The organism is Pelagerythrobacter sp. (assembly GCF_041912895.1).
Classification (GTDB): Bacteria; Pseudomonadota; Alphaproteobacteria; order Sphingomonadales; family Sphingomonadaceae; genus Pelagerythrobacter.
Map to the genome: position 1 here is coordinate 343,834 of NZ_JAYSGI010000001.1, position 19,695 is coordinate 363,528.

Genomic DNA, 19,695 nt, shown 5'->3' on the forward strand with positions numbered 1-19,695 from the left:
CGCCCTGGTTGCACTTGCCCGTAGCAACGTATTCTTGATTTGTTCCTATCTCGCCACTATTTGTACGGGAAGGAGCGCACGAGATGCAGGAGAAGAGGTCTCACTGTGACATTCGCCCCGCCGGCAAGCGCCGAGACGGGAAGGCGCGCTTTTGGTGTCACGCCCACCAAGCTTCTGCTACCGGAAAATACGGAATAAAGTTAGAGCGATGTGAAGGCGCATATCGCGCTTTGGACTCGCGAGAAGTTCTCACTATCGATCCCCACAACTATGATGGAGGAGTGGCCCTCTGGGGCGCAGTCCGTCCGGCTTACGATTCTACTGGTCTGGCGGAGGACGAAGGGATTCATGTGCATGCGCGGAGGTCGGACGACGCAGACAAAAGCTTAGATGAAACCTTCGATGCGGTGAAACTGGAGCTATCCTACGACCTTTTCGAACGCAAGGCCGTTCATATAACTCGTGAGACTGCAGTTTCGGCATACATTGCGCGGTCAATTGGCAATCAAGTTGAATCACTTTTTTGTACGTATTGTGGCGAGCCGCATCTCGATTCTGAGTGGTTCGCGGTCAAGCCGCATAAGCGACATCTCTGCCACGCATGCGGTGAAATCTTCATCGCAAACCGCAAGGGCGTATCAAATCCGCTTGAGGGATTGCGCCTCGCATTCAATGACAGGGAGGCTGATCGTTCGATCGTACGCGCAAACAAAACGTTAGACACGCGCTTGTCTCGTTTTCCTGGCGGCATTCAAATGTGGGCTTCAAATCCAGCGCTGTTGTGGACGGCCGCTCGACCTGAGGAAGAGGGTATCCACTTTCACGGCTATGCTGCTGACAAGTGCACTAGGTTGGAAGATGACACGTTCGATTCCATTGTGCTTGATGGGATTGCAATCGACGAAGTCCAACTTCGCTACTTCATGGCACAGCAGGCGTTAGCCCATCTACAGGGACGGATAGTGACGCTGGTTTGCGATTGTGGAGAAACATATCTGGATGAGGGGATGGCGGCCTACTTTCCTCATTCGAATCATAGTTGCCGGTCTTGCGGAAAAAAACTCATTTCACCGATTAAGAAGAAGAAGGTGGTGAGTAATCCGTTTCTAGAAACTATTCAATCGCTTGATAGAGCACAGGGGATAAAATGAAGGGATACATATACATTACCGGAACCGGCGCTGATCCTGCCGGCCTCGACAATATCAGCGATCCGATGTTTGGAGATGTGCCTTCGCTCGGTGCCTGTATGAGTAACCTCCGCGAGTTCGTTGATATTGGCGACTACCTCTTTGTCGTGTCAGGCAAGGCTCCGGATTTGGCACAGTACGTGTTCGGCGGGATGAAAGTTGCCGAAAAGATCGACCATCTTGCGGCCTATGGCCGCTTTCCTCAAAATCGGCTCCGTCGCAGGGAAGATGGAAGTGTCGTTGGGAACATAATCATCGACAAGGATGGGAAGAAGCATCCACTCGATCATCACTCCGACAAAGGCTTCGAGCGGCGGATCAAGAATTTCATTGTAGGAGCTGATCCACTGGCAATAGAATCTCCGAGAGAAGTTGAATTGGCGCGTCAACAAACTTTGAACAAACTTTCAGACATTGTCGGCAAGAAAGGCAACAGGCCGATAGATATATTAGGTCGTCAGCGGAAGCTAAGCGAAGATCAAGTACATCATATGATCCAGTGGCTTCGCGGGATCAAGCAAGACGCTGCGAAATGAGTTCAAAGCTCTCTCAAAGGCTTCGAGAGCTAAAAATTTCTAAAGAGTCTTTGGCGAGAAAGACTTCTCTCAGCGTTCAACGTGCGGCTGAGATAATGGGTGGCGCGAAAGCCGACGTATCCGAGATGCGTCAAATTAGCTCCGGACTCCGCTTGCCATTGCAGATTTTGTCAGGCCGAAGTTTAAATAGGGATAGTAATGAGTTGGGGCTGTTATTCAGAGGCCCCCGGGATTCTGCCGACGAGTACGACATTACCGTTGAACGAATTGCAATATTCGTTGAGGCTTGTTTGGAGATTTTGCCTGAGCGCTCCGGGCTTCCGGGCTGGCTAGATAATTTCTCTCATGAAAAGAAGACCTTTCCTGCAGCCGACCGTCTCGCAAAAATCGCTCGAGTTGTACTAGATGAAGATGATATTTTTGGGCCAATTCCTAATCTAGCCCAAAAGATGGGTGCCCTAGAGGGCGTCATAGTAACTCCTCTCGAACATACCCGTTATGAGGGAATTTCTCTTATTGCGGGGAACTATTGCTTTGTTTTTGCCTCTCCTCGATTTTCGGGAAGAATGCTGTTCACTCTTGGTCATGAATTTGGACACATTGTGTCTGATCATTCGGAAGGTGGGTTCGCGCATTTCGAGAAAGCAGGACAAATTGGAAGTTTCGGGAGAGCGTCCAAGGTCGAATCTTTCGTAGATGCCTTCTCGTCATGCCTGCTGTTGCCAGATGTCGGCCTTGGAAAGTTTTTGTCCTTTCTATCTGCCGAAGGACTGATGTCAGCAGACGGGATCACTGATCGTGAAATACTTTACGTCGCGCGCTTCTTTGGGGTTAGCTTTGATGTTGCGGGTATAAGGCTCGAGAATTTGGGATTGTTGCCTGCTGGCGTTACCTTTAGTTTGAGCGGCCACTTGCGCAAGGAATTCGGTTCGCCGGAGAAGCGCGCAGACTACCTTGGGGTTAGCCCGCGTGAGAAAGTTCTGATCCCGCGAATATCGCCGTTGCTGTCTAAACATCTCATCGCCGCATTGCGGAACGGCGATATTTCCGTGGGGTGGGCATCAAACAGCTTTGGCTTCTCAATTGGTGAGATCTTTGCTGAGCAGGCAAAGCTCCCGTGAATGTAATCATGGACGCATGCTCTGTAATAAATCTCCACAATGGAGGAGTACTGAAGATTGCTTGCCAAATCGATGGAGTCCAGGTTCAGGTGGGGCCTATCGCGGGAGGGGAATGCTCTGAAGATTGTGCTGTCGCCTTGGCTACCTTGAACGAAGCCGGTTCACTTGAATATCTGACCGACACCACCTTAGACGCAGATACGTTTCTAGAATTTGTAGATCGCTATCGGCTTGGCGACGGCGAAGCAGAGTGCATTTTGCTGGCTGAAATTGATAATGACGCGGTAGTTTGTTGTGACGATTTGCGTGGACGAAAGAAAGCTATAATGTTGCTAGGTGAGGGAAGGCTCATTGGTTCGCTCGCACTCTTGCGCATGACAGTTGAAGGTGGACAACTAGACAGTCAGGGAGCATTCACTGCCTATCAGCAAATGAGGGACGCTGGGGGCTTCCTGCCGGAACTCGGCCTGGATTATTTCGCCACCTAGTCCGCTCATCACTTAGCCAACCTCAATCCCACTCATCAGCGTTCAAGGTCTTGACCCGTGGGCAGTGGTCCGGCTCGCGGTACCCCGGCTCTGCCCCGTCATGTAGAAAGTGCCCTGTGGTTTCGCCCTCAAGCGCCGGGCGCGGGCCATCCGGCCCGCTTGGCTCTCCTCGCATAAGCTCGGGCGGCCGTTCGGCCTTGCGGTCGGCTGGTCGCCGACCGGGCCTTTCCGGGCCATCCTCCTACGACAGGCTCAGGATGAGCGGGGTGCTGGAGACTACCACCCCTCCTCCTTCAAGCTCCGCACCCTTGGCTCCGCCCGGCGTTTCGCCACCGCTTCCTCCGCCGCCTTGTCCTTCGCGCGTTCCTCGGCGAGGAAGGCTTCGGTCTCCTTTTCCAGTTCCGCCCGGTAGTCGACGATCGTCGGGATTTCGTCGCTTTCGGGCGGGAGCGGGGGGAGGCCGGCCTGTTCGCGTTCGCGGTTTTCCTCCGCGCGCCGGCGTTCGTGGTATGCGCGTGAGGAGGGGTGTTCGGGATCTTCGCGGGGGTCGTAGCCCTCGGCCTTGTCCTCGCGCTCGAGCCGGGCGAATTCCTCGTAGGCGGCGCGGGTACGCGGGCGCATGGCGCGGAGCCAGTTCAGGTGCATCGCATCGAGCTTGCGGTCGATGCTGGCGTAGACCTCTTCCTCCGCATCGTCGGCGCGCTTCTGCTCTTCCTCCCACTCCGCGCGCCACTGCTTCTTCAGCCGTTCCAGCTCCATCTTGCCGACGGCGTTCATGGCCTTGGGCTTGCCTTCCGCAAAGCGATCGGCGGCGCGGTTGCGGAGCATGAACATGAGCAGGCGGTCGTTGTAGACGGTGCGCTCGCCGATGTGCTTGCCGTAGGAGTAGACGGGGACGCCTACGCCGTTGAGCGCGCGGTCCATCGCGGTGTCCTCGATCCTGCGCATCCCGAGATCGACTGCCGCGTCCCACGCCGCGCGGAAGCCCTCGGCGCCCGGCTGGCGGCGCAGGTGATAGGCGCCGTTCGTGCTGCGGCGGACGCGGCGGCAGGCGGAGGTGACGGAGCCGGTGTCGGCCAGTGCCTCGATGAAGGCGCGCTGGACCTCGGGCTTCCACCCATTGGAGCGGTCCACCTGGCGCGGGACGGGGGCGAAGGCGGGCAGGGTGGCGGGGGCGGTTTCGGACATGAGGGACTCTCCCGAACGAAAAGGGCCGGGGAACATGCCCCGGCCCGATGCGTGTAGGAAAATGGTTTTTTGGGGCTTTCCTGTTTGCGCCCTCAAGCGCCGGGCGCGGGCCATCCGGCCCGCTTGGGCGGCCGTTCGGCCTTGCGGTCGGCTGGTCGCCGACCGGGCCTTACGGCCGCGTCTGGCCGTTGCCGTGGACGAGGTATTTGAAGCTGCACAGCTGCTCCAGCCCCACGGGGCCGCGGGCGTGCATCTTGCCGGTGGCGATGCCGATCTCCGCGCCCATGCCGAACTCGCCGCCGTCGGAGAACTGGGTGGAGGCGTTGTGCATTACCACTGCGCTGTCGATCGCGGTCATGAAGCGGCGCGCGGCGTCGGCGTCCTCGGTCAGGATGGCGTCGGTGTGGTGGCTGGAGTGCGCGTCGACCCAGGCGATGCCTTCGTCGAGGCCGCCCACGATCTTCACGCTGGCGATGGGATCGAGGTATTCGGTGTTCCAGTCGTCTTCGCTCGCGGGCTTGATGCGGCTGTCGAGCGCGACCGCCTCGGCATCGCCGCGCAGTTCGCAGTCGGCGGCCATCGCCTCGGCCAGCTTGGGCACGACCTTGTCGGCGATCGCGCGGTCGACGACGATGCTTTCGGTCGCGCCGCAAACGCCGGTGCGGCGCAGCTTGGCGTTGCGGATGATCTGGATCGACTTGTCGACGTCGGCGGCGGCGTGGACGTAGGAGTGGCAGTTGCCGTCGAGGTGAAGGAGCGTGGGGACGCTCGCCTGGTCGCGCACCAGCTCCACCAAGCCGCGCCCGCCGCGCGGGATCACAAGATCGACGAATTCGTCCGCCTTGAGCAGCGCGGCGACGGCGTCGCGGTCGGTGGTCTGGACGGTCTGCACCGCGTCTTCGGGCAGACCCGCGGCCTGCAGCCCGGCGCGCATCGCGGCGACGATCTCGCGCGTGGAATTGCGGCTTTCGGAGCCGCCGCGCAGGATCACCGCATTGCCCGATTTCAGGCACAGCGCGGAAGCGTCGGCACCGACATTGGGGCGCGATTCGTAGATCATGCCGATGACGCCGATGGGCACCGCGACGCGCTCGATCCGAAGGCCGTTGGGCCGGTCGAACTGCGCGAGCTGGCGGCCGACGGGATCGGGCAGCTCGGCGATTTCCTCCAGCGCGGAGGCCATGCCTTCGATGCGATCCTCGGTCAGCCGGAGGCGGTCGATGAAGCTGTCGGGCTTCTTGTCCTCGACACTGGCGACGTCGGCCGCGTTCGCCTCGAGCAGCGCGGGCGCGGCGGCGCGCAGGGCCTTGGCCGCCTCGCGCAGCGCGGTGTTCTTCGCCTCGGTGCTGGCCAAGAGCAGCCCGCGCGCGGCCTCACGGGCGCGGCTGCCGAGGTCGTGGATGTGGATCTGCGGGTCGAGCGTCTGGTCGTTCATGATATCCTCGTAGTTCGTAGTGAAGGCGGGAGCGGGCGCGAAATTCAGCGCAGCTCGACCGCCCGGTCGTAGGCCGCCTGCAAGGTAGCACGCATCAGGCGCGAAAGCTCGTCCCCGCCGTTGAGCGCGGCGAGCCCCGCGGCGGTGGTGCCACCCTTGCTGGTGACCGAATTGCGCAAGCTGCCGAGATCGTCGGCATCGTCTTCCATCGCCATGGCGACCGTGCCGGCCATCGTGCCGAGCACCATGGTACGCGCTTCCTCGCGCGTGAAGCCGAGATCCTCGGCAGCGGCGACATAGGCCCGCGCGATCTCGAACACGTAGCCCGGGCCGGAGCCGGCGACTGCGGTCACGCGGTCGAGCTTGTCCTCGCTGTCGACGACGACGACGCTGCCGGCACGCTCCATCAGCGCGCGGGCGTGCGCGAGCTGGTCGCTGTCGGCATCGGCGGCGGCATAGAGGCCGCTGACGCCCTGGCCGACCGCGGCGGGGAGGTTCGGCATCACGCGAACGACGGGGGCGTCGTTCATCGCGCGGGCGAGGCGATCGGTGGAGCACCCGGCCGCGATCGATAGCACGTAGCCGCCCTCGGCGAGCCGGTGCGCGTGCCCGGGCAGGATGTCGTCGATCATCTGCGGCTTGATCGCGGCGATCACGACATCGAACTTGTCCTCGCCCAACGCCTCGGCATCGTTGACGAGTCGCGCGCCGGCGGGCGCCTTATCGAGCGCGGGATCGACGATCGTGAAGTCCTCGCTCCCATTCGACCAGTGCTTCAGCAGTGCGCCACCCATCTTGCCGCAGCCGATCATAAGTATGTGATTGAATTGCAAACCTAACCTCTTATCGTCATCAAATAAATCCCGATGCGCTGCTGTGCTCTCGACAGAAAATAGGCGATTACCCCTCGTTTCCCGCGCCAGCAAACTTTTTTCGGATCGCCGGTTGTGCAGTGCACAATTACTATCTACGTAGCGTACGGAAATTTTCAAGGAATGGATTTTTATTACCGTGTCTGAGAAGCGAAGCATTGTCGTCAAAATTGGTTCCGCGCTGCTTGCCAACTCCGACCTGCTGACACCGCGGTTCGGCTTCATTCAGCGGCTGTTGGAAGATGTGACCCGGCTGCGCAGCGAGGGCTACAACGTGATCCTGTGCTCCTCGGGAGCAGTCGCGCTGGGCCTCAGGATCGTGGGCGAGACGCCGGAAAACGCCGGGGTCAGCGACAAGCAGGCCGCCGCCGCCTGCGGGATGCCGCTGCTGCTCAACGCCTACAAGCAGGTCGGCCACGAATACGGTTTCGAGATCGCCCAGGTGCTGCTGACCTTGAGCGACTTCGAGCATCACCGCCGCTTTCTCAACACCCGCAACACCGTCCACCGCCTGCTCGAAGCGGGAGTGGTGCCGATCGTCAACGAGAACGATTCGATCACCACCGAGGAAATCCGCGTGGGCGACAACGATCGGCTGGCGGCCAAGGTCGCGCAGATGGTCGGCGCGAAGGATTTCGTCATCCTCACCTGCGTCGAAGGGCTCTACGACCGCAATCCCGACGAACCCGGCGCGCAACTCGTCGAACAGGTCGAGGACGTCGGCGCCTACATGGCGGCGACCACTGGCAAGTCCACGCTGGGCACCGGCGGCATGACGACCAAGCTCAAGGCCGCGAACATGGCGCAGGAAGCGGGCTGCACGACGTATATCGCCAACGGCGAGCACGAACGGCCGCTGTCGATGGTGCTATCGGGCGAACGGCGCTGCACCAAGTGCTTGCCGCATCCCAATCCGCTGTCGGGTAAGGACAGCTGGATCGCGAACCGCCTGCAGATGGCGGGCAGCATCGAGGTCAGCAAGGAACTGGCCGATGCGCTGGTGACCGAAAAGCGCTCGATCCAGCGCGAGGACGTGGTTGCGATGGACGGCGATTTCACCCGCGGCGACGTGCTGCACCTCTACGACAGCGATGGCGTCGAGCGCGCGCGCGGGCTGAGCGATTTCACGTCCGAGGAACTGCGGGTGATGATCGTCAACCCCGACGCCCCGGCCGAGCGGCTGCTCGGGTACAAGACGAAGGGCGAAGTGATCCGCGCCAACAACCTGGTGATGCTCGAAACCCGCCACCTGCTGTGGGATGCGCCGGCGGGGATGGCGCAGGCCTGACGCCTGCAATCGCAGCGGAGGCGCACGATTAGAGGAAATTGCGCCATGTGCTCCGCTGATGCATGATGCGGTCATGAACAGGGCCGAAGCGATAGTCCGGTTGAAGCCGATGGAGCGCCGCTTGCGCGAGCGGGGCATCAGGGCACTTTACCTTTTTGGTTCCACCGCCCGGGACGAAGCCGGCGATGAATCCGATCTTGATTTGCTTTACGAATACGACACGTCGCGCAATTTCAGCCTGTTCGATCAGGCTGGAGCCATGCTGGAACTTTCCGACGAACTCGGCGCCAAAGTCGATCTGGTGTCCCGTGCTGGGTTGCGCCCCCGCTTGCGGGCGCGCGTTGAGGGCGAGATGGTCCGAATCTTCTGATGGCAGAACTCGCGGATACATTGGACGACCTCGCACTGTTGATCGCGCGCGCGGAAAAATCGGTCGACGGCCGGACATTCGAAGAACTCGTGGCGAACGACGAGGCTTACGACGCTTTGACATACCGCCTCGCCATGATCGGCGAAACCAGCAAGCGGTTGCCCGACGCACTCAAGTCAAGGCACCCGGACTTGCCATGGCGCGAGATGGCGACGTTCCGCAACTTCGCCAGTCATGATTATTTCGGGGTCGACGCCCGGCTGGTCTGGCAGGCGGCGATGAGCCTGCGGCCGATCAAGGTCATGGTTGTCGAAGAAGCGGCGCGTTGTCGAAACGAAGAAAGCCGGGATGGCGGCCTCTAACGCGGCTGCGCAAGTGAAATCGCCTGGGGGAGCCGCCGCCAACTTCACTTGGCGTTCAGCGAGGGCGGGGCTATAGGCCCGGGCCATGATCAGTCGTCCGCGTTCGCCGCTCAAGCTCGCTCTCGCCGCCACCGCATGTGCGGCGGCCGTTCTCACCGCCGGTTGCGCCGGGCGCGGCGGAGGGCCCGAGGACACCGCCTACGTCGCGCGCGACGTGGAAACGCTCTATGCGGAAGCCAAGCGGCGGCTCGATCGGGGCAATGCGACGCTCGCGGCCGCGCTGTTCGACGAGGTCGAGCGCCAGCACCCCTATTCGCCCTGGGCGCGCCGCGCGCAGTTGATGAGCAGCTTCAGCTACTACGTCGCACAAGATTACAACAAGTCGATCCAGTCCGCGCAGCGGTTCCTGTCGATCCATCCGGGCAACAAGGATGCCCCCTACGCCTATTACCTGATCGCGCTCAGCTATTACGAGCAGATCAGCGACGTGCATCGCGACCAGGCGATCACCGAGCAGGCGCGCACCGCGCTGAACGAGGTTGTGCGCCGCTTCCCGCAGACCGCATACGCGGCGGACGCGCGGCTCAAGCTCGACCTCGTCAACGATCACCTCGCGGGTAAGGAAATGGAGATCGGCCGGTTCTACGAGCAGTCGGGCAAGTGGCTCGCGGCGCAGATCCGGTTCCAGAACGTGGTCGACAACTTCCAGACGACCACCCACGCGCCCGAGGCGCTCTATCGCCTGACCGAAACCAGCCTCGCGCTCGGCATCCCGCAGGAAGCGGTCAAGTACACCGCCGTGCTCGGCGCGAACTATCCGGGCAACGAGTGGTACGACAAGGCCTACGATCTGGTGCAGGACCACGCGGCGGGCGTGACTGCGAGCTGACCTTCGCTCAGGCGGCGATCGCTCGCGGCGATGCTGCCTGTGACGCGGCGGCCTCGGGAGCTTCCGCCATCCTGTTCCGGCCCGCCGATTTCGCCGTGTAGAGTGCCGCATCGGCCCGTGCGAACAGCGCGCGCCAGTGCTCGTCGGCAAAGGCCGGGCCGTCGGCCACGCCGATGCTGGCGGTGACCGGGCGGCCATGCGGCATCGGATGCCCGGAAATCTCGGCCAGGATCGACAACGGCAGACCCGCGGGCAGCTCGTCCGCCGGCCCGACGATCGCGAACTCCTCGCCGCCGATCCGCGCGACCGCGGCGGGGCCGCCGTCATGGCGGCGCAGCAGAGCGCCGATCGCGCGCAGCACATCGTCGCCCATGTCGTGCCCGTGGCGGTCGTTGATCGCCTTGAAATGGTCGAGATCGATCAGCATCAGCCGCAAAGCCGCGCCGTCGCGGCCCATCGCCTGCGCCTCGTCGAGCAGCGCGCGGCGGTTGCTGAGCCCGGTCAGCGCGTCGGTGCGCGCCTGGCGCTGCGCGTCGTGCCGCAGGCGGTGCAGGTTGACCATGCGGGCGTTGTGCGAATCGACCATGCGCAACTGGAAGCCGCCAGCGAGCAGCAGGCTGATCGCGGCGGCCATCTCCACCGCGTTGCCGAACAAGATCATGAGGGCGGCGATCGGCAGCATGTCGAGCGCGAGCGTGACCATCGCCCCGACCTTGACGTTCGACAGGCAATAGGCGCTCGCCAGCGCGCCGACGATCAGGATGATCGGAAAATGCATCCGCGCGTCGACCGGCGAGTTGAGCCAGCTCAGCACGCACCAGCTCGTGCAGATCAGCGCGCCGAACCACGAGGAAACGGTGCTCTGGACGAGGAAATTGGCGGCCCGGCGCGGCTTTTCGGCAAAGTGCAGGTTGCGCCGCAGCGAAACGATCGAGAGCAGCGAATAGAGCGCCATCGCTCCGGGCAGCCCATATTGCACGAACCAGCCGACGTTGGGGCTGGCGGTGAGCATGGCGATGATCGAATTGATCGTCATCGCCGCGAGCAGCCACGGCGCCTGGCGCTGCAGCTCGCACGCGGCGTTGACGAGGAAATCGTCCCGGATCTCCGGCGGGAGATCGGGAATTATCAGTGCTTCGAGCCGATTGCGCAACCTCGCCCCCTACCGTCCCGAGGGCGCGCATAACGGGTCGAGGCTAAACATCGGTTAATTCGCTGGTGATGAATCGCATGGCTTTGCCCGCTGACACGCGCGCGGGGCTGCGCTAGGAAACGCGGCGAATGCTGACCCGCCTGGCCATCCGTAACGTCGTGCTGATCGAGGCGCTCGATCTTGATTTCGGGCGCGGTCTCGGCGTGCTCACGGGCGAGACGGGGGCGGGCAAGTCGATCCTGCTCGATGCGCTGGGGCTCGTGCTCGGCAACCGCGCGGAAACGATGCTGGTGCGCAGCGGCGAAGCGCGGGCGAGCGTGACGGCGAGCTTCGAATTCGCCGCGCTGCCGGGCGTGATCGCCGAGGCGCTCGACGATGCCGATATCGAGATCGAGCCGGGCGAACCGCTGATGATCCGACGGCAGGTGAAGGCCGACGGCGGGAGCAAGGCCTTCGTCAACGATCAGTCGGTCAGCGCCGGGCTGCTGCGCGCGCTCGCGCCCGCGCTGGTCGAGCTGCACGGCCAGCACGACGATCGCGGACTGGTGAACCCGCGCGGCCACCGCGCGCTGCTCGATCGCTATGCCGGGGCGGATACCGCCGGGGTCGCCGCGGCGTGGGAGGCGTGGCGCGCGGCGGAGGCCCGGCTGGGCGCGGCGCGCAAGGCGATCGAGCAGGCGAAGGCCGATCAGGACCTGCTGCTCGCGCACCTTTCCGAGCTCACCACGCTCGAGCCGCAAGCGGGCGAGGAAGCGCGCCTCGCCGAAACGCGCGCGGCGATGCAGAAGAGGGAGCGGCTATCGGGCGACCTGGAGGAGCTGCGCCACGTGTGGGACGGTTCGGATTCGCCGCTCGCCTCGCTGCGGGTGGCGGCGCGGCGGCTCGACCGGATCGCGCCCGAGCACCCGCTGCTGGCCGAAGCGCTCGCCGCGCTCGACCGCGCGGTGATCGAGGCGGGCGAAGCGGAAGAGAAGCTGGAGGCCGCGGCCGAAGCGCTGGTCCACGATCCCGCCGCGCTGGAGGCGGCGGAAACGCGCCTGTTCGACTTGCGCGCGCTGGCCCGCAAGCATCGCTGCGAGGTGGACGAACTGCCCGACAAGATGCGCGAATTCCGCGCCGCGCTCGACCAGATCGAAGGCGGGGAAGCCGAGCTCGACGCGCTGGAGGAAGCGGCGGCAGCCGCCGGGGCGCGATACCGCGAGCGGGCGGGCAAGCTTCACGATGCACGAGTAGTGGCGGCGAAAAGGCTCGATGCGGCGGTGGCGGGCGAACTCGCGCCGCTGAAGCTCGACGCCGCGCGGTTCCGCACCGCCGTGACCGAACTGCCCGAGGATCGCTGGGGCGCGAGCGGGATGGACGGCGTGGAATTCCTCATTGCGACCAACCCCGGCGCCGATTTCGCCCCGCTCGCCAAGATCGCCAGCGGCGGCGAACTGTCGCGCTTCATCCTCGCGTTGAAGGTCGCGCTCGCCGAACAGGGCGGCGCGGCGACGGTGATCTTCGACGAGATCGACCGCGGCGTCGGCGGCGCGGTCGCCAGCGCGATTGGCGAACGGCTCGCGCGGCTGGCCGACGGCGGGCAATTGCTCGCGGTCACCCACAGCCCCCAAGTCGCCGCACGGGGCCGCACGCACTACCTGATCGCCAAGTCAAGCGAGGGCACCGTCACGAAAACCTCAGTCCGCCTGCTCGACGACACCGGGCGACAGGAAGAAATCGCGCGCATGCTCAGCGGGGCCGAAGTGACGCCCGAAGCGCGGGCGCAGGCCGACAGGTTGCTGGAGGGGGTTTAGGATGTGGAAGGTGAATGCGGGAAGGCGAAGTGCACTTGCCGATGATTTTATCGAACGTAATGTTGTCGCGATTGGATGGCGAGAAGCAGGCGATTACTCCGATGCGCGCTCCTACGATGAGGTTTACAAGCTGATTAGCGCAGCCTCGCCAGAACAGACCGAAAAACAAAAGCAAGTAAGTTCCGGTCAGATTTGGCGGTTTCTAACAGAAGTCAGTATCGGCGATTCAATTTTGACGTATGCGCCAGAGACGCGACTATATCACATAGGGGTTGTGAAGGGGTCTCCCATATTCCGTCCACGCGAAATTCCTGCTTTGCCAGTTCAAAGGTCGGTGGAATGGAAGTCATCAGTATCACGCGACGACCTTTCGCAGGCAGCTAGAGGCCGGCTTGGAGCGATCTTAACGCTCTTCAAGGTGGCTCATTCGGCAGTCGTGGAACTAGAGGCGTTGGCTGAGGGAGGACATGTTCACGCGCAACCTAACACCGATGAAGCACTTGCGTTGGATGATGCTAGTGATCCATTCGAAAGTCTTGAAGAACAAGCAATAGAGCGGGTTAAAGATCGGCTGTTGCGTTTAGATTGGGACGAAATGCAGCAAATCGTAGCGTCCCTCTTGAGAGCTTTAGGCTATCGAACACAGATTTCGCCCGCCGGGCCTGATCGCGGCAAAGATATCATTGCTTCCCGGGACGGCTTTGGATTTGAACGTCCTCGGATCGTAGTGGAAGTGAAGCATCGGCGCGATCAGATGGGAGCGCAAGAAATCCGCAGCTTTCTAGGCGGTCGGCATCAAGATGACCGAGGGCTCTACGTCAGCACTGGCGGTTTCAGCCGCGACGCCCATTATGAAGCCGAGCGGGCATCGACTGTTACGCATCTAATGACGCTGGACGAGCTCGCTCACGCGTTGATTGAGCAGTATGATCAGATAGATGAAGATGGTCGACGCCTTCTCCCGCTTACCAAAATTTACTGGCCAGCATAACGACCTTTTTTGGATGGAATTATGAAGCATGTCACGCTCGGGATCGCGCTGCTGATGGCGGCTGGATGTACGCCGACAGAAGGCAGCGCCCCGATCGCCGCAGCCAGCGGCGACATGTTCGCGGCGGATATGCATCTCGCGCCGTCAACGCCCGACGCCATCCTTCGCTATGCCGATCATCCGCGCGGGTTTGCCGAGTTGCGGGTGCCGGCGGGTGACGGGCCGTTTCCGCTCGCGGTGATCTTCCATGGCGGGTGCTGGAAGGCGGGGATCGCGAACCAGGCCTATATGTCGCCGCTCGCGACGCGGTGGCAGCAGGAAGGGATCGCGACGCTCAACGTCGATTATCGCGAGGTCGGCGACGGGGGCGGGTGGCCGGGTTCGTTCGAGGACTGGGCGGCTGCGGCCAAGCTGATCGATCAGGTCGCGAAGGACTATCCGATCGACCGGGAGCGAGTGACGCTGGTCGGCCATTCGGCGGGCGCGCTGCCCGCGCAGTGGCTGGCGACGCGGCAGGGCGACGATGGGCCGGTGGGTGCGCGCGCGCCGGTGCAGGCGCGCGCCGCGCTCGTGTTCGATGGCCCGGCCGACGTCGGCGCCGAGCGCGCGGCGTTCGATGCGCTGTGCGAGTTTTCCTCGGTCGATCCGTTCATGGGCGGCAGCCCGGCGGACACGCCCGCGCGCTACGCCGCGATCGCGCCCGCCAAGCACGCGCCGGAGCTGGAGGAACTGCTGTTCGTCCAGGCGATCCTCCCGCCCGCGCCCGAGCCGGTGCAGGCCGCGATCCGCGCAAACGGCACCGGGCTGGAAATCCGCGAGAACCCAGGCGCGAGCCACTTCGAGATCCTCACGCCCGGCACCGAAACCTACACCGCGAACGAAGCGGCGATACTGGCGGTGCTGCGCGGCGCACGTTGACGAGACCATTTGAAAGACCTATTCAAAGGTCATGAACAAGCCCTCCAAGTTGGACTCGATCGTGCCGATCCTCGCCGATGTCGGCGTGAGCGTGACCGATCTCAAGCGCAATCCAGCGGCGGTGATCGCGGCGGCACGCGAACAGCAGGTGGCGATCCTCAGCCGCAACAGGCCGGTGGGATACATCGTTTCTCCCGAAGTATGGTCGTTCATCGAGGATGTTCTGGCCGATCGCGAATTGCTGCGCGAGGCGCAGGACGCGCTGGACGAGGATGGCGAGAACGTGAAGCTCGATCTCGATGCCTATCTATGAAGTCGAGTTCCGCCCGCGCGCCGCACGGGCTTTCGAGAAACTGGGCCACGCGGAAAAGCGCCAGTTCGCGCGCAAGCTCGACGAGCGTCGGCGCAATCCCCATGTTCCCGGCGATGCCTTTCGAGGAATTCCGGACGCCTATCTGCTGAAACTGCGTTCATCGGGATTGCGACTGGTCTATCAGGTGCAGGACGACGTGTTGGTTATACTCGTGCTGGCCGTGGGCCGACGCGACCGCGAAGAGGCTTACAAGAATGCGATCCGCGAATTTGGCAAGCTCGGTAACTGAAGCCGAAGCCGCCAACGAACTGATGCGGCTGGCGAAGGCGATCGCGCGGCACAACCGGCTCTATCATGCCGACGATGCGCCCGAGATCACCGATCAGGAATACGATGCGCTGGTGCGCCGCAATGCCGAATTGGAGGCGGCGTTTCCGCATCTGGTGCGCGCGGATTCGCCCTCGCGCGCGGTGGGGCACGAGGTCGCCGCATCGCCGCTGTCGAAGGTGACGCACGAGGTGCGGATGATGAGCCTCGACAATGCCTTCGCCGACGAGGAGGTGGCCGAGTTCGCCGCGCGCGTGCGGCGTTATCTCAATCTCGGCGAGGGTGAGCCGCTGGCGTTCACCGCCGAGGACAAGATCGACGGGCTGTCGTGCTCGCTGCGCTACGAGAACGGCAAGCTGGTGCGCGCGGCCACGCGCGGCGACGGGCAGGTGGGCGAGGACGTGACCGCCAACGTCGCGCATATCGCCGATATTCCGCAGGAACTGAAAGGCAAGGCGCCCGACGTGTTCGAGGTGCGCGGCGAGGTCTACATGGAGCGCGAGGCGTTCGTGGCCTTGAACGCGCGGCTGATGGAGGAGGGGCGTGCGACGGCCGCGGCGAAAGGCGAGGAGTTCGATCCCGCCAGGATCCGCCAGTTCGCAAACCCCCGTAATGCCGCCGCCGGATCGCTGCGCCAGAAGGACGCGAGCGTGACCGCCAGCCGCCCGCTGCGCTTCTGGGCGCACGGCTGGGGCGCGGCCTCGGCCCTGCCGGGCGACACGCAGATGGCGGTGATGCAGGCGATCGGCCGATGGGGCCTGCCGATCAGTCCCGACCTGAAACTGTGCGAGACGGTGGACGACATGCTCGCGCACTATCGTGCGATCGGCGAGGGGCGGGGGGCGCTCGGCTACGAGATCGACGGCGTGGTCTACAAGGTCGACCGACTCGACTGGCAGGCGCGGCTGGGCTTCGTCGCCAAGGCGCCGCGCTGGGCGCTGGCGCACAAGTTTCCCGCCGAACAGGCCGAGACGACGCTGGAGGCGATCGATATCCAGGTCGGGCGCACGGGCAAGCTGACCCCGGTGGGGCGGCTCGCGCCGGTGCTGGTCGGCGGGGTGACGGTGACCAACGTCACGCTGCACAACCGCGACGAGATCGCGCGGCTGGGCGTGCGGCCGGGCGACCGGATCAAGGTCCAGCGGGCAGGCGACGTGATCCCGCAGGTGGTCGAGAACCTCACGCGGGATGCGCAGCGCAAGGCCTATGCGTTTCCCGATCGCTGCCCGGTGTGCGGCAGCGAGGCGGTGGCCGAGGAAGGCGAAGTCGACGTGCGTTGCACCGGCGGGCTGGTGTGCGAGGCGCAGCAGCTCGAGCGGCTCAAGCATTTCGTCAGCCGCGGCGCGCTCGATATCGAGGGGCTGGGCGAGAAGACGATCGCCGAATTCCTCGAGCTCGGCTGGCTGGACGGCGGGCCGGGCGATATCTTCCGGCTCGAGCGCCATCGCGCCGAACTGGTCGGGCGCGAAGGCTGGCAGGACAAGTCTGTGGACAACCTGTTGGCGAGCATCGAGGCGCGGCGACGGCCCGATGCCGCGCGGCTGCTGTTCGGCCTCGGCATCCGCCACGTCGGCGCGGTGACCGCGCGCGACCTGCTGAAGGGGCTCGGCGATATCCGCCGCCTGCCGGAGAAAGCGGCCGAGTTCGCGACCTATCGCAAGGACAATCCGCGGGCCGAAGGCGAGAAGGAAAGCCCGTTCAACACGCGGATGGTCGAGGCAGTGAAGGCCGTGTTCGAGGTCCGCGCCGACGGCATCGGCATCGCCGTTGGCCACGCGCTGGCGGATTTCTTCCACGAGGATCACAACCGCGAGGTGTGGGACGATCTGCTGCGCGAGGTCGATCCGCCGCTTTACGAGGTCGAGACGCGCGAAAGCTCCGTCTCCGGCAAGACGGTGGTGTTCACCGGCAAGCTGGAAACCATGAGTCGCGACGAGGCCAAGGCGCAGGCCGAACGACTGGGCGCGAAGGCGGCGGGTTCGGTGAGCGCGAAGACCGATCTGGTGGTCGCCGGGCCGGGCGCGGGCAGCAAGCTGAAGAAGGCCGCCGACCTTGGCATCGAGGTGATCGACGAGGCGGCGTGGGCGGAGATCGTGAAAGCGGCGGGCTGACGGATCAGCGCGGCACCCATTTCATCACGCCGCCCGCGAACGGGGTCCACCAGCCCGTGCGCACACCCGCGGCGGCCAGCGTGTCGCTGGTCCATTGATTGCAGGTGTTGCCGATGTGGTAGGTGCCCGGCGCTTCGTAGAACACGTCCCAGTCGGCATAGCCGGCGTGGACGGTGCGGCGCGCGGGCGGGCGGACCTGCGCCTCGATCCGGCGGACGAGGCGGGCGTATTCGGCGGGGCGCAGGCGCAGCACGCGCGCGCTGTCGCTCGGCGCGGGGCGGACGTAGTGGGCGATGTGGAGCAGGCCGTCGCCCCCGGTCGCGGCATTGACGGCGGTGGGCAGCGACAGGTCGGCCCAGGTCGGGGTGTTGAGGAACACCTCGTGCTCGCCCCAACTGACCGAGATATGGGTGTAGGGGCGGCTGGCGGCGGTGGCGGGCAGGTCGCTGGCGGGGAAGTCGACGCGCCAGTCCTTCACCGGGTCGACCAGCGGCATGACGATCGCGGTATGGACGCCGTTGGTCTCGACCATGATCGGGACGCCGCGCTCTGGTTCTTCCCACTCGCTGTTGCGCGGGATCGAGGAGCCGATCCAGGCGAACGCCATGAACAGGCCGACGATCAGCGCCAGCCACGCGAGCGCCTTGCCCGCGATCGGCGCGGCGCGTTTCAGGGCCGCGTGCGCTTGCGCAGCCACAGGATCGACCAGTCGCCGTCGACCATTCGCGCGGCGAGGCGGAAGCCCGCGCGCCGGCAGGCGGCGCGTACGCGGGGTTCCTGCGTCTCGAGCAGCCCGGCGAGCAGCAGATGCCCGCCCGGCACGATTGCGGGTGCGAAGCTGGGCGCGAGATCGACCAGCGGTCCGGCGAGGATATTGGCGATAAGGAGATCGTAGGGCGCGCGAGCCTGGAGCAGTGGATCGTCCATTCCGTCGGCGATCGTCATCGCCAATTCGCCGCGCCCACCGCCGAGGGAGACACCGTTCAGCGCCGCGTTGTCCGCCACCACGCCCGCGCAGGCCGGGTCGATGTCGCTCGCGGTCGCCAGCGCGCGCGGCCACAGCGCCAGCGCGGCGAAGGCGAGCAGGCCGGTGCCGGTGCCGATATCGGTGCAGTTGCGCACGATCACCCCGCGCCGCTTCATCGCATCGAGCATCGCGAGGCAACCGGCGGTGGTGGCGTGCTGGCCGGTGCCGAACGCCTGACTGGCGGGAATCGCGAAGCTGACCGTACCGGGTTCGCCGCTGGCCGGATGCTCGGGCGTGTGGACGTGAAAGCGACCCGCGCGGATGGGCTCGACGCCCTGCTGGCTCTCGGTCACCCAGTCGGTGTCGGGCAACTTCTCGGCGGCGAGTTCGGGCGCCGCGCCCGCGAACAGCGCGGCGACCATCGCGTGGTCGGCCTTGGTCGGCTTGCGGGGAAAGTACGCGTCGAGCCGCCAGTCGTCGGGCCGGTCGTCCGCCAGTTCGAACCCGGCGAGGACGACTTCGTGATCCCACTCCGGCGCATCCTCCTGCGCGACCAGCGCGGCCTGGATCACCGGCTTGCCCGCGAAAGCGGTGAGCTTCCAGCTACCGGACATAGCTCGCCCCGTTGGCGTCGATGGTCGCACCAGTCATGCTTTCGGGGGCGTCGAGCGCGCAGAACACGGCAATGCGGGCGATTTCCTCAGGTTCGGCGACGCGGCCGAGGGGGATGTCGGCGAGCAGGCCCGGGCCACCGCGGCTGGCGAGGTAGTCGCCCGCCATCGCCGTGTCGGTGAAGCCGGGCGTGATCGCGAAGCTGCAGATGCCGTCCCCGGCGTAGGCACGGGCGATGGTCTTGTGCAGCGCCAGCATGCCACCCTTCGCGGCGGCGTAGTGCCAGTGCGCGGGGCTGTCGCCGCGATGGCCGGCGCGGCTGGCGACGTGGACGATGCGGCCCGGTTTGCCGCGCTCGCGCCAGTGCCGCACGGCGAAACGGCTGAGCTGTGCGGCGGAGGTGAGGTTGATCCGCAGCGTGTCCTCCCACGCATCGAGCCATTCGATGTCCGAGCTGTCGAGCGGGCTGGCTGCGAACAGCCCGGCGTTGTTCACCAGTACGTCGATCTCGCCGCCCGCACGCTCGAGCGCTTCCTGCCACAGCATCTGCGGCGCGGTCGGCTCGGTGAGGTCGGCGCCGATGGTCGCTTCATCGTGCGCGGCGCTGCCGTGGCCGATCACGTGCGAGCCGCGCGACTCGAGCTGCTGACGGATCGCGGCGCCGATGCCGCGGCTGGAGCCGGTGACGAGGATGCATGTCATGCACCGCCTATCCGAAACTTTGCGCGCGAAGTCGAGGCCGCACGCCTTGTCTCGCCGGGCCATTGCGCT

21 protein-coding genes are annotated in these 19,695 nt (G+C 64.4%); 14 read left to right on the forward strand and 7 right to left on the reverse strand.

The genetic code is table 11. The annotated features are described in order from the left end of the window. The first annotated feature begins 83 nt into the window (after positions 1-83). From ACE3QC_RS01800 to ACE3QC_RS01815, 4 genes are all read left to right on the forward strand, one after another. Positions 84-1,151, forward strand: a complete 1,068-nt coding sequence (locus tag ACE3QC_RS01800; protein WP_374405388.1) for a hypothetical protein — start codon at positions 84-86, stop codon at positions 1,149-1,151. After that, positions 1,148-1,726: a hypothetical protein gene (locus tag ACE3QC_RS01805; protein ID WP_374405389.1), complete on the forward strand. Its 579-nt coding sequence runs from the start codon at positions 1,148-1,150 to the stop codon at positions 1,724-1,726. The genes ACE3QC_RS01800 and ACE3QC_RS01805 overlap by 4 nt, the downstream gene beginning before the upstream one ends. Next, on the forward strand, positions 1,723-2,847 hold the full coding sequence (locus ACE3QC_RS01810; protein WP_374405390.1) for an ImmA/IrrE family metallo-endopeptidase: 1,125 nt from the start codon (positions 1,723-1,725) through the stop codon (positions 2,845-2,847). The genes ACE3QC_RS01805 and ACE3QC_RS01810 overlap by 4 nt, the downstream gene beginning before the upstream one ends. A gap of 146 nt (positions 2,848-2,993) precedes the next feature. Beyond that, a complete protein-coding gene (locus ACE3QC_RS01815; RefSeq protein ID WP_374405391.1) occupies positions 2,994-3,335 on the forward strand; it encodes a hypothetical protein in 342 nt (113 codons plus the stop codon). 276 nt (positions 3,336-3,611) lie between these two features. Here the strand turns inward: ACE3QC_RS01815 and ACE3QC_RS01820 are convergent, their stop codons facing one another. The 3 genes from ACE3QC_RS01820 to ACE3QC_RS01830 form a co-directional block, all read right to left on the reverse strand. Continuing rightward, positions 3,612-4,523, reverse strand: a complete 912-nt coding sequence (locus tag ACE3QC_RS01820; protein WP_374405392.1) for a hypothetical protein — start codon at positions 4,521-4,523, stop codon at positions 3,612-3,614. A gap of 169 nt (positions 4,524-4,692) precedes the next feature. Then, positions 4,693-5,958, reverse strand: a complete 1,266-nt coding sequence (locus ACE3QC_RS01825) for a glutamate-5-semialdehyde dehydrogenase (protein ID WP_374405393.1) — start codon at positions 5,956-5,958, stop codon at positions 4,693-4,695. A 44-nt stretch (positions 5,959-6,002) separates the two neighbouring features. After that, entirely contained in the window at positions 6,003-6,791 is a 789-nt protein-coding gene (locus ACE3QC_RS01830; RefSeq protein WP_374405394.1) for a pyrroline-5-carboxylate reductase family protein, read from the reverse strand. A 178-nt stretch (positions 6,792-6,969) separates the two neighbouring features. On the opposite strand from ACE3QC_RS01830, the gene proB reads away from it, so the two are divergent. The 4 genes from proB to ACE3QC_RS01850 all read left to right on the forward strand — a co-directional run bounded on the left by proB (position 6,970) and on the right by ACE3QC_RS01850 (position 9,739). Further along, a complete protein-coding gene (gene proB, locus ACE3QC_RS01835) occupies positions 6,970-8,118 on the forward strand; it encodes a glutamate 5-kinase (protein WP_374405395.1) in 1,149 nt (382 codons plus the stop codon). A gap of 73 nt (positions 8,119-8,191) precedes the next feature. Continuing rightward, a complete protein-coding gene (locus tag ACE3QC_RS01840) occupies positions 8,192-8,488 on the forward strand; it encodes a nucleotidyltransferase family protein (protein ID WP_374405396.1) in 297 nt (98 codons plus the stop codon). After that, positions 8,488-8,850 carry a DUF86 domain-containing protein gene (locus tag ACE3QC_RS01845; protein ID WP_374405397.1) on the forward strand — a complete coding sequence of 121 codons (363 nt, stop codon included), beginning with the start codon at positions 8,488-8,490 and terminating at the stop codon, positions 8,848-8,850. The genes ACE3QC_RS01840 and ACE3QC_RS01845 overlap by 1 nt, the downstream gene beginning before the upstream one ends. An 85-nt stretch (positions 8,851-8,935) precedes the next feature. Then, positions 8,936-9,739 carry an outer membrane protein assembly factor BamD gene (locus tag ACE3QC_RS01850; RefSeq protein ID WP_374405398.1) on the forward strand — a complete coding sequence of 268 codons (804 nt, stop codon included), beginning with the start codon at positions 8,936-8,938 and terminating at the stop codon, positions 9,737-9,739. A 7-nt stretch (positions 9,740-9,746) separates the two neighbouring features. Here the strand turns inward: ACE3QC_RS01850 and ACE3QC_RS01855 are convergent, their stop codons facing one another. After that, positions 9,747-10,892, reverse strand: coding sequence for a diguanylate cyclase (locus ACE3QC_RS01855; protein ID WP_374405399.1), 1,146 nt, complete (start codon positions 10,890-10,892; stop codon positions 9,747-9,749). Positions 10,893-11,020: 128 nt separating this feature from the next. Here ACE3QC_RS01855 and recN point away from each other — a divergent pair, with 128 nt between their 5' ends. The 6 genes from recN to ligA are packed head-to-tail and all read left to right on the forward strand — an operon-like array spanning position 11,021 to position 17,345. Next, the gene (gene recN, locus ACE3QC_RS01860) at positions 11,021-12,685 is read left to right on the forward strand and encodes a DNA repair protein RecN (RefSeq protein ID WP_374405400.1); all 1,665 of its coding nucleotides are present in this window, start codon (positions 11,021-11,023) and stop codon (positions 12,683-12,685) included. Position 12,686: 1 nt separating this feature from the next. Beyond that, complete coding sequence (locus ACE3QC_RS01865) at positions 12,687-13,676, forward strand: restriction endonuclease (protein WP_374405401.1); 990 nt, start codon at positions 12,687-12,689, stop codon at positions 13,674-13,676. A 21-nt stretch (positions 13,677-13,697) separates the two neighbouring features. Then, positions 13,698-14,594, forward strand: coding sequence for an alpha/beta hydrolase fold domain-containing protein (locus ACE3QC_RS01870; RefSeq protein ID WP_374405402.1), 897 nt, complete (start codon positions 13,698-13,700; stop codon positions 14,592-14,594). A gap of 31 nt (positions 14,595-14,625) precedes the next feature. Beyond that, entirely contained in the window at positions 14,626-14,907 is a 282-nt protein-coding gene (locus ACE3QC_RS01875; RefSeq protein WP_374405403.1) for a type II toxin-antitoxin system prevent-host-death family antitoxin, read from the forward strand. Continuing rightward, complete coding sequence (locus tag ACE3QC_RS01880; RefSeq protein ID WP_374405404.1) at positions 14,894-15,196, forward strand: type II toxin-antitoxin system RelE/ParE family toxin; 303 nt, start codon at positions 14,894-14,896, stop codon at positions 15,194-15,196. The genes ACE3QC_RS01875 and ACE3QC_RS01880 overlap by 14 nt, the downstream gene beginning before the upstream one ends. Further along, complete coding sequence (gene ligA, locus ACE3QC_RS01885) at positions 15,162-17,345, forward strand: NAD-dependent DNA ligase LigA (RefSeq protein ID WP_374405405.1); 2,184 nt, start codon at positions 15,162-15,164, stop codon at positions 17,343-17,345. Before ACE3QC_RS01880 ends, ligA begins: the two co-directional genes overlap by 35 nt. Positions 17,346-17,349: 4 nt before the next feature. Here the strand turns inward: ligA and ACE3QC_RS01890 are convergent, their stop codons facing one another. From ACE3QC_RS01890 to ACE3QC_RS01900, 3 genes are read right to left on the reverse strand one after another with little or no spacing between them, the layout of a single operon-like run. Next, on the reverse strand, positions 17,350-18,042 hold the full coding sequence (locus ACE3QC_RS01890; protein ID WP_374405406.1) for a DUF2459 domain-containing protein: 693 nt from the start codon (positions 18,040-18,042) through the stop codon (positions 17,350-17,352). Continuing rightward, positions 18,015-18,926: a 50S ribosomal protein L11 methyltransferase gene (locus ACE3QC_RS01895; protein WP_374405407.1), complete on the reverse strand. Its 912-nt coding sequence runs from the start codon at positions 18,924-18,926 to the stop codon at positions 18,015-18,017. The genes ACE3QC_RS01890 and ACE3QC_RS01895 overlap by 28 nt, the downstream gene beginning before the upstream one ends. After that, positions 18,916-19,626: an SDR family NAD(P)-dependent oxidoreductase gene (locus ACE3QC_RS01900; RefSeq protein WP_374405408.1), complete on the reverse strand. Its 711-nt coding sequence runs from the start codon at positions 19,624-19,626 to the stop codon at positions 18,916-18,918. The genes ACE3QC_RS01895 and ACE3QC_RS01900 overlap by 11 nt, the downstream gene beginning before the upstream one ends. Positions 19,627-19,695 lie beyond the last annotated feature (69 nt).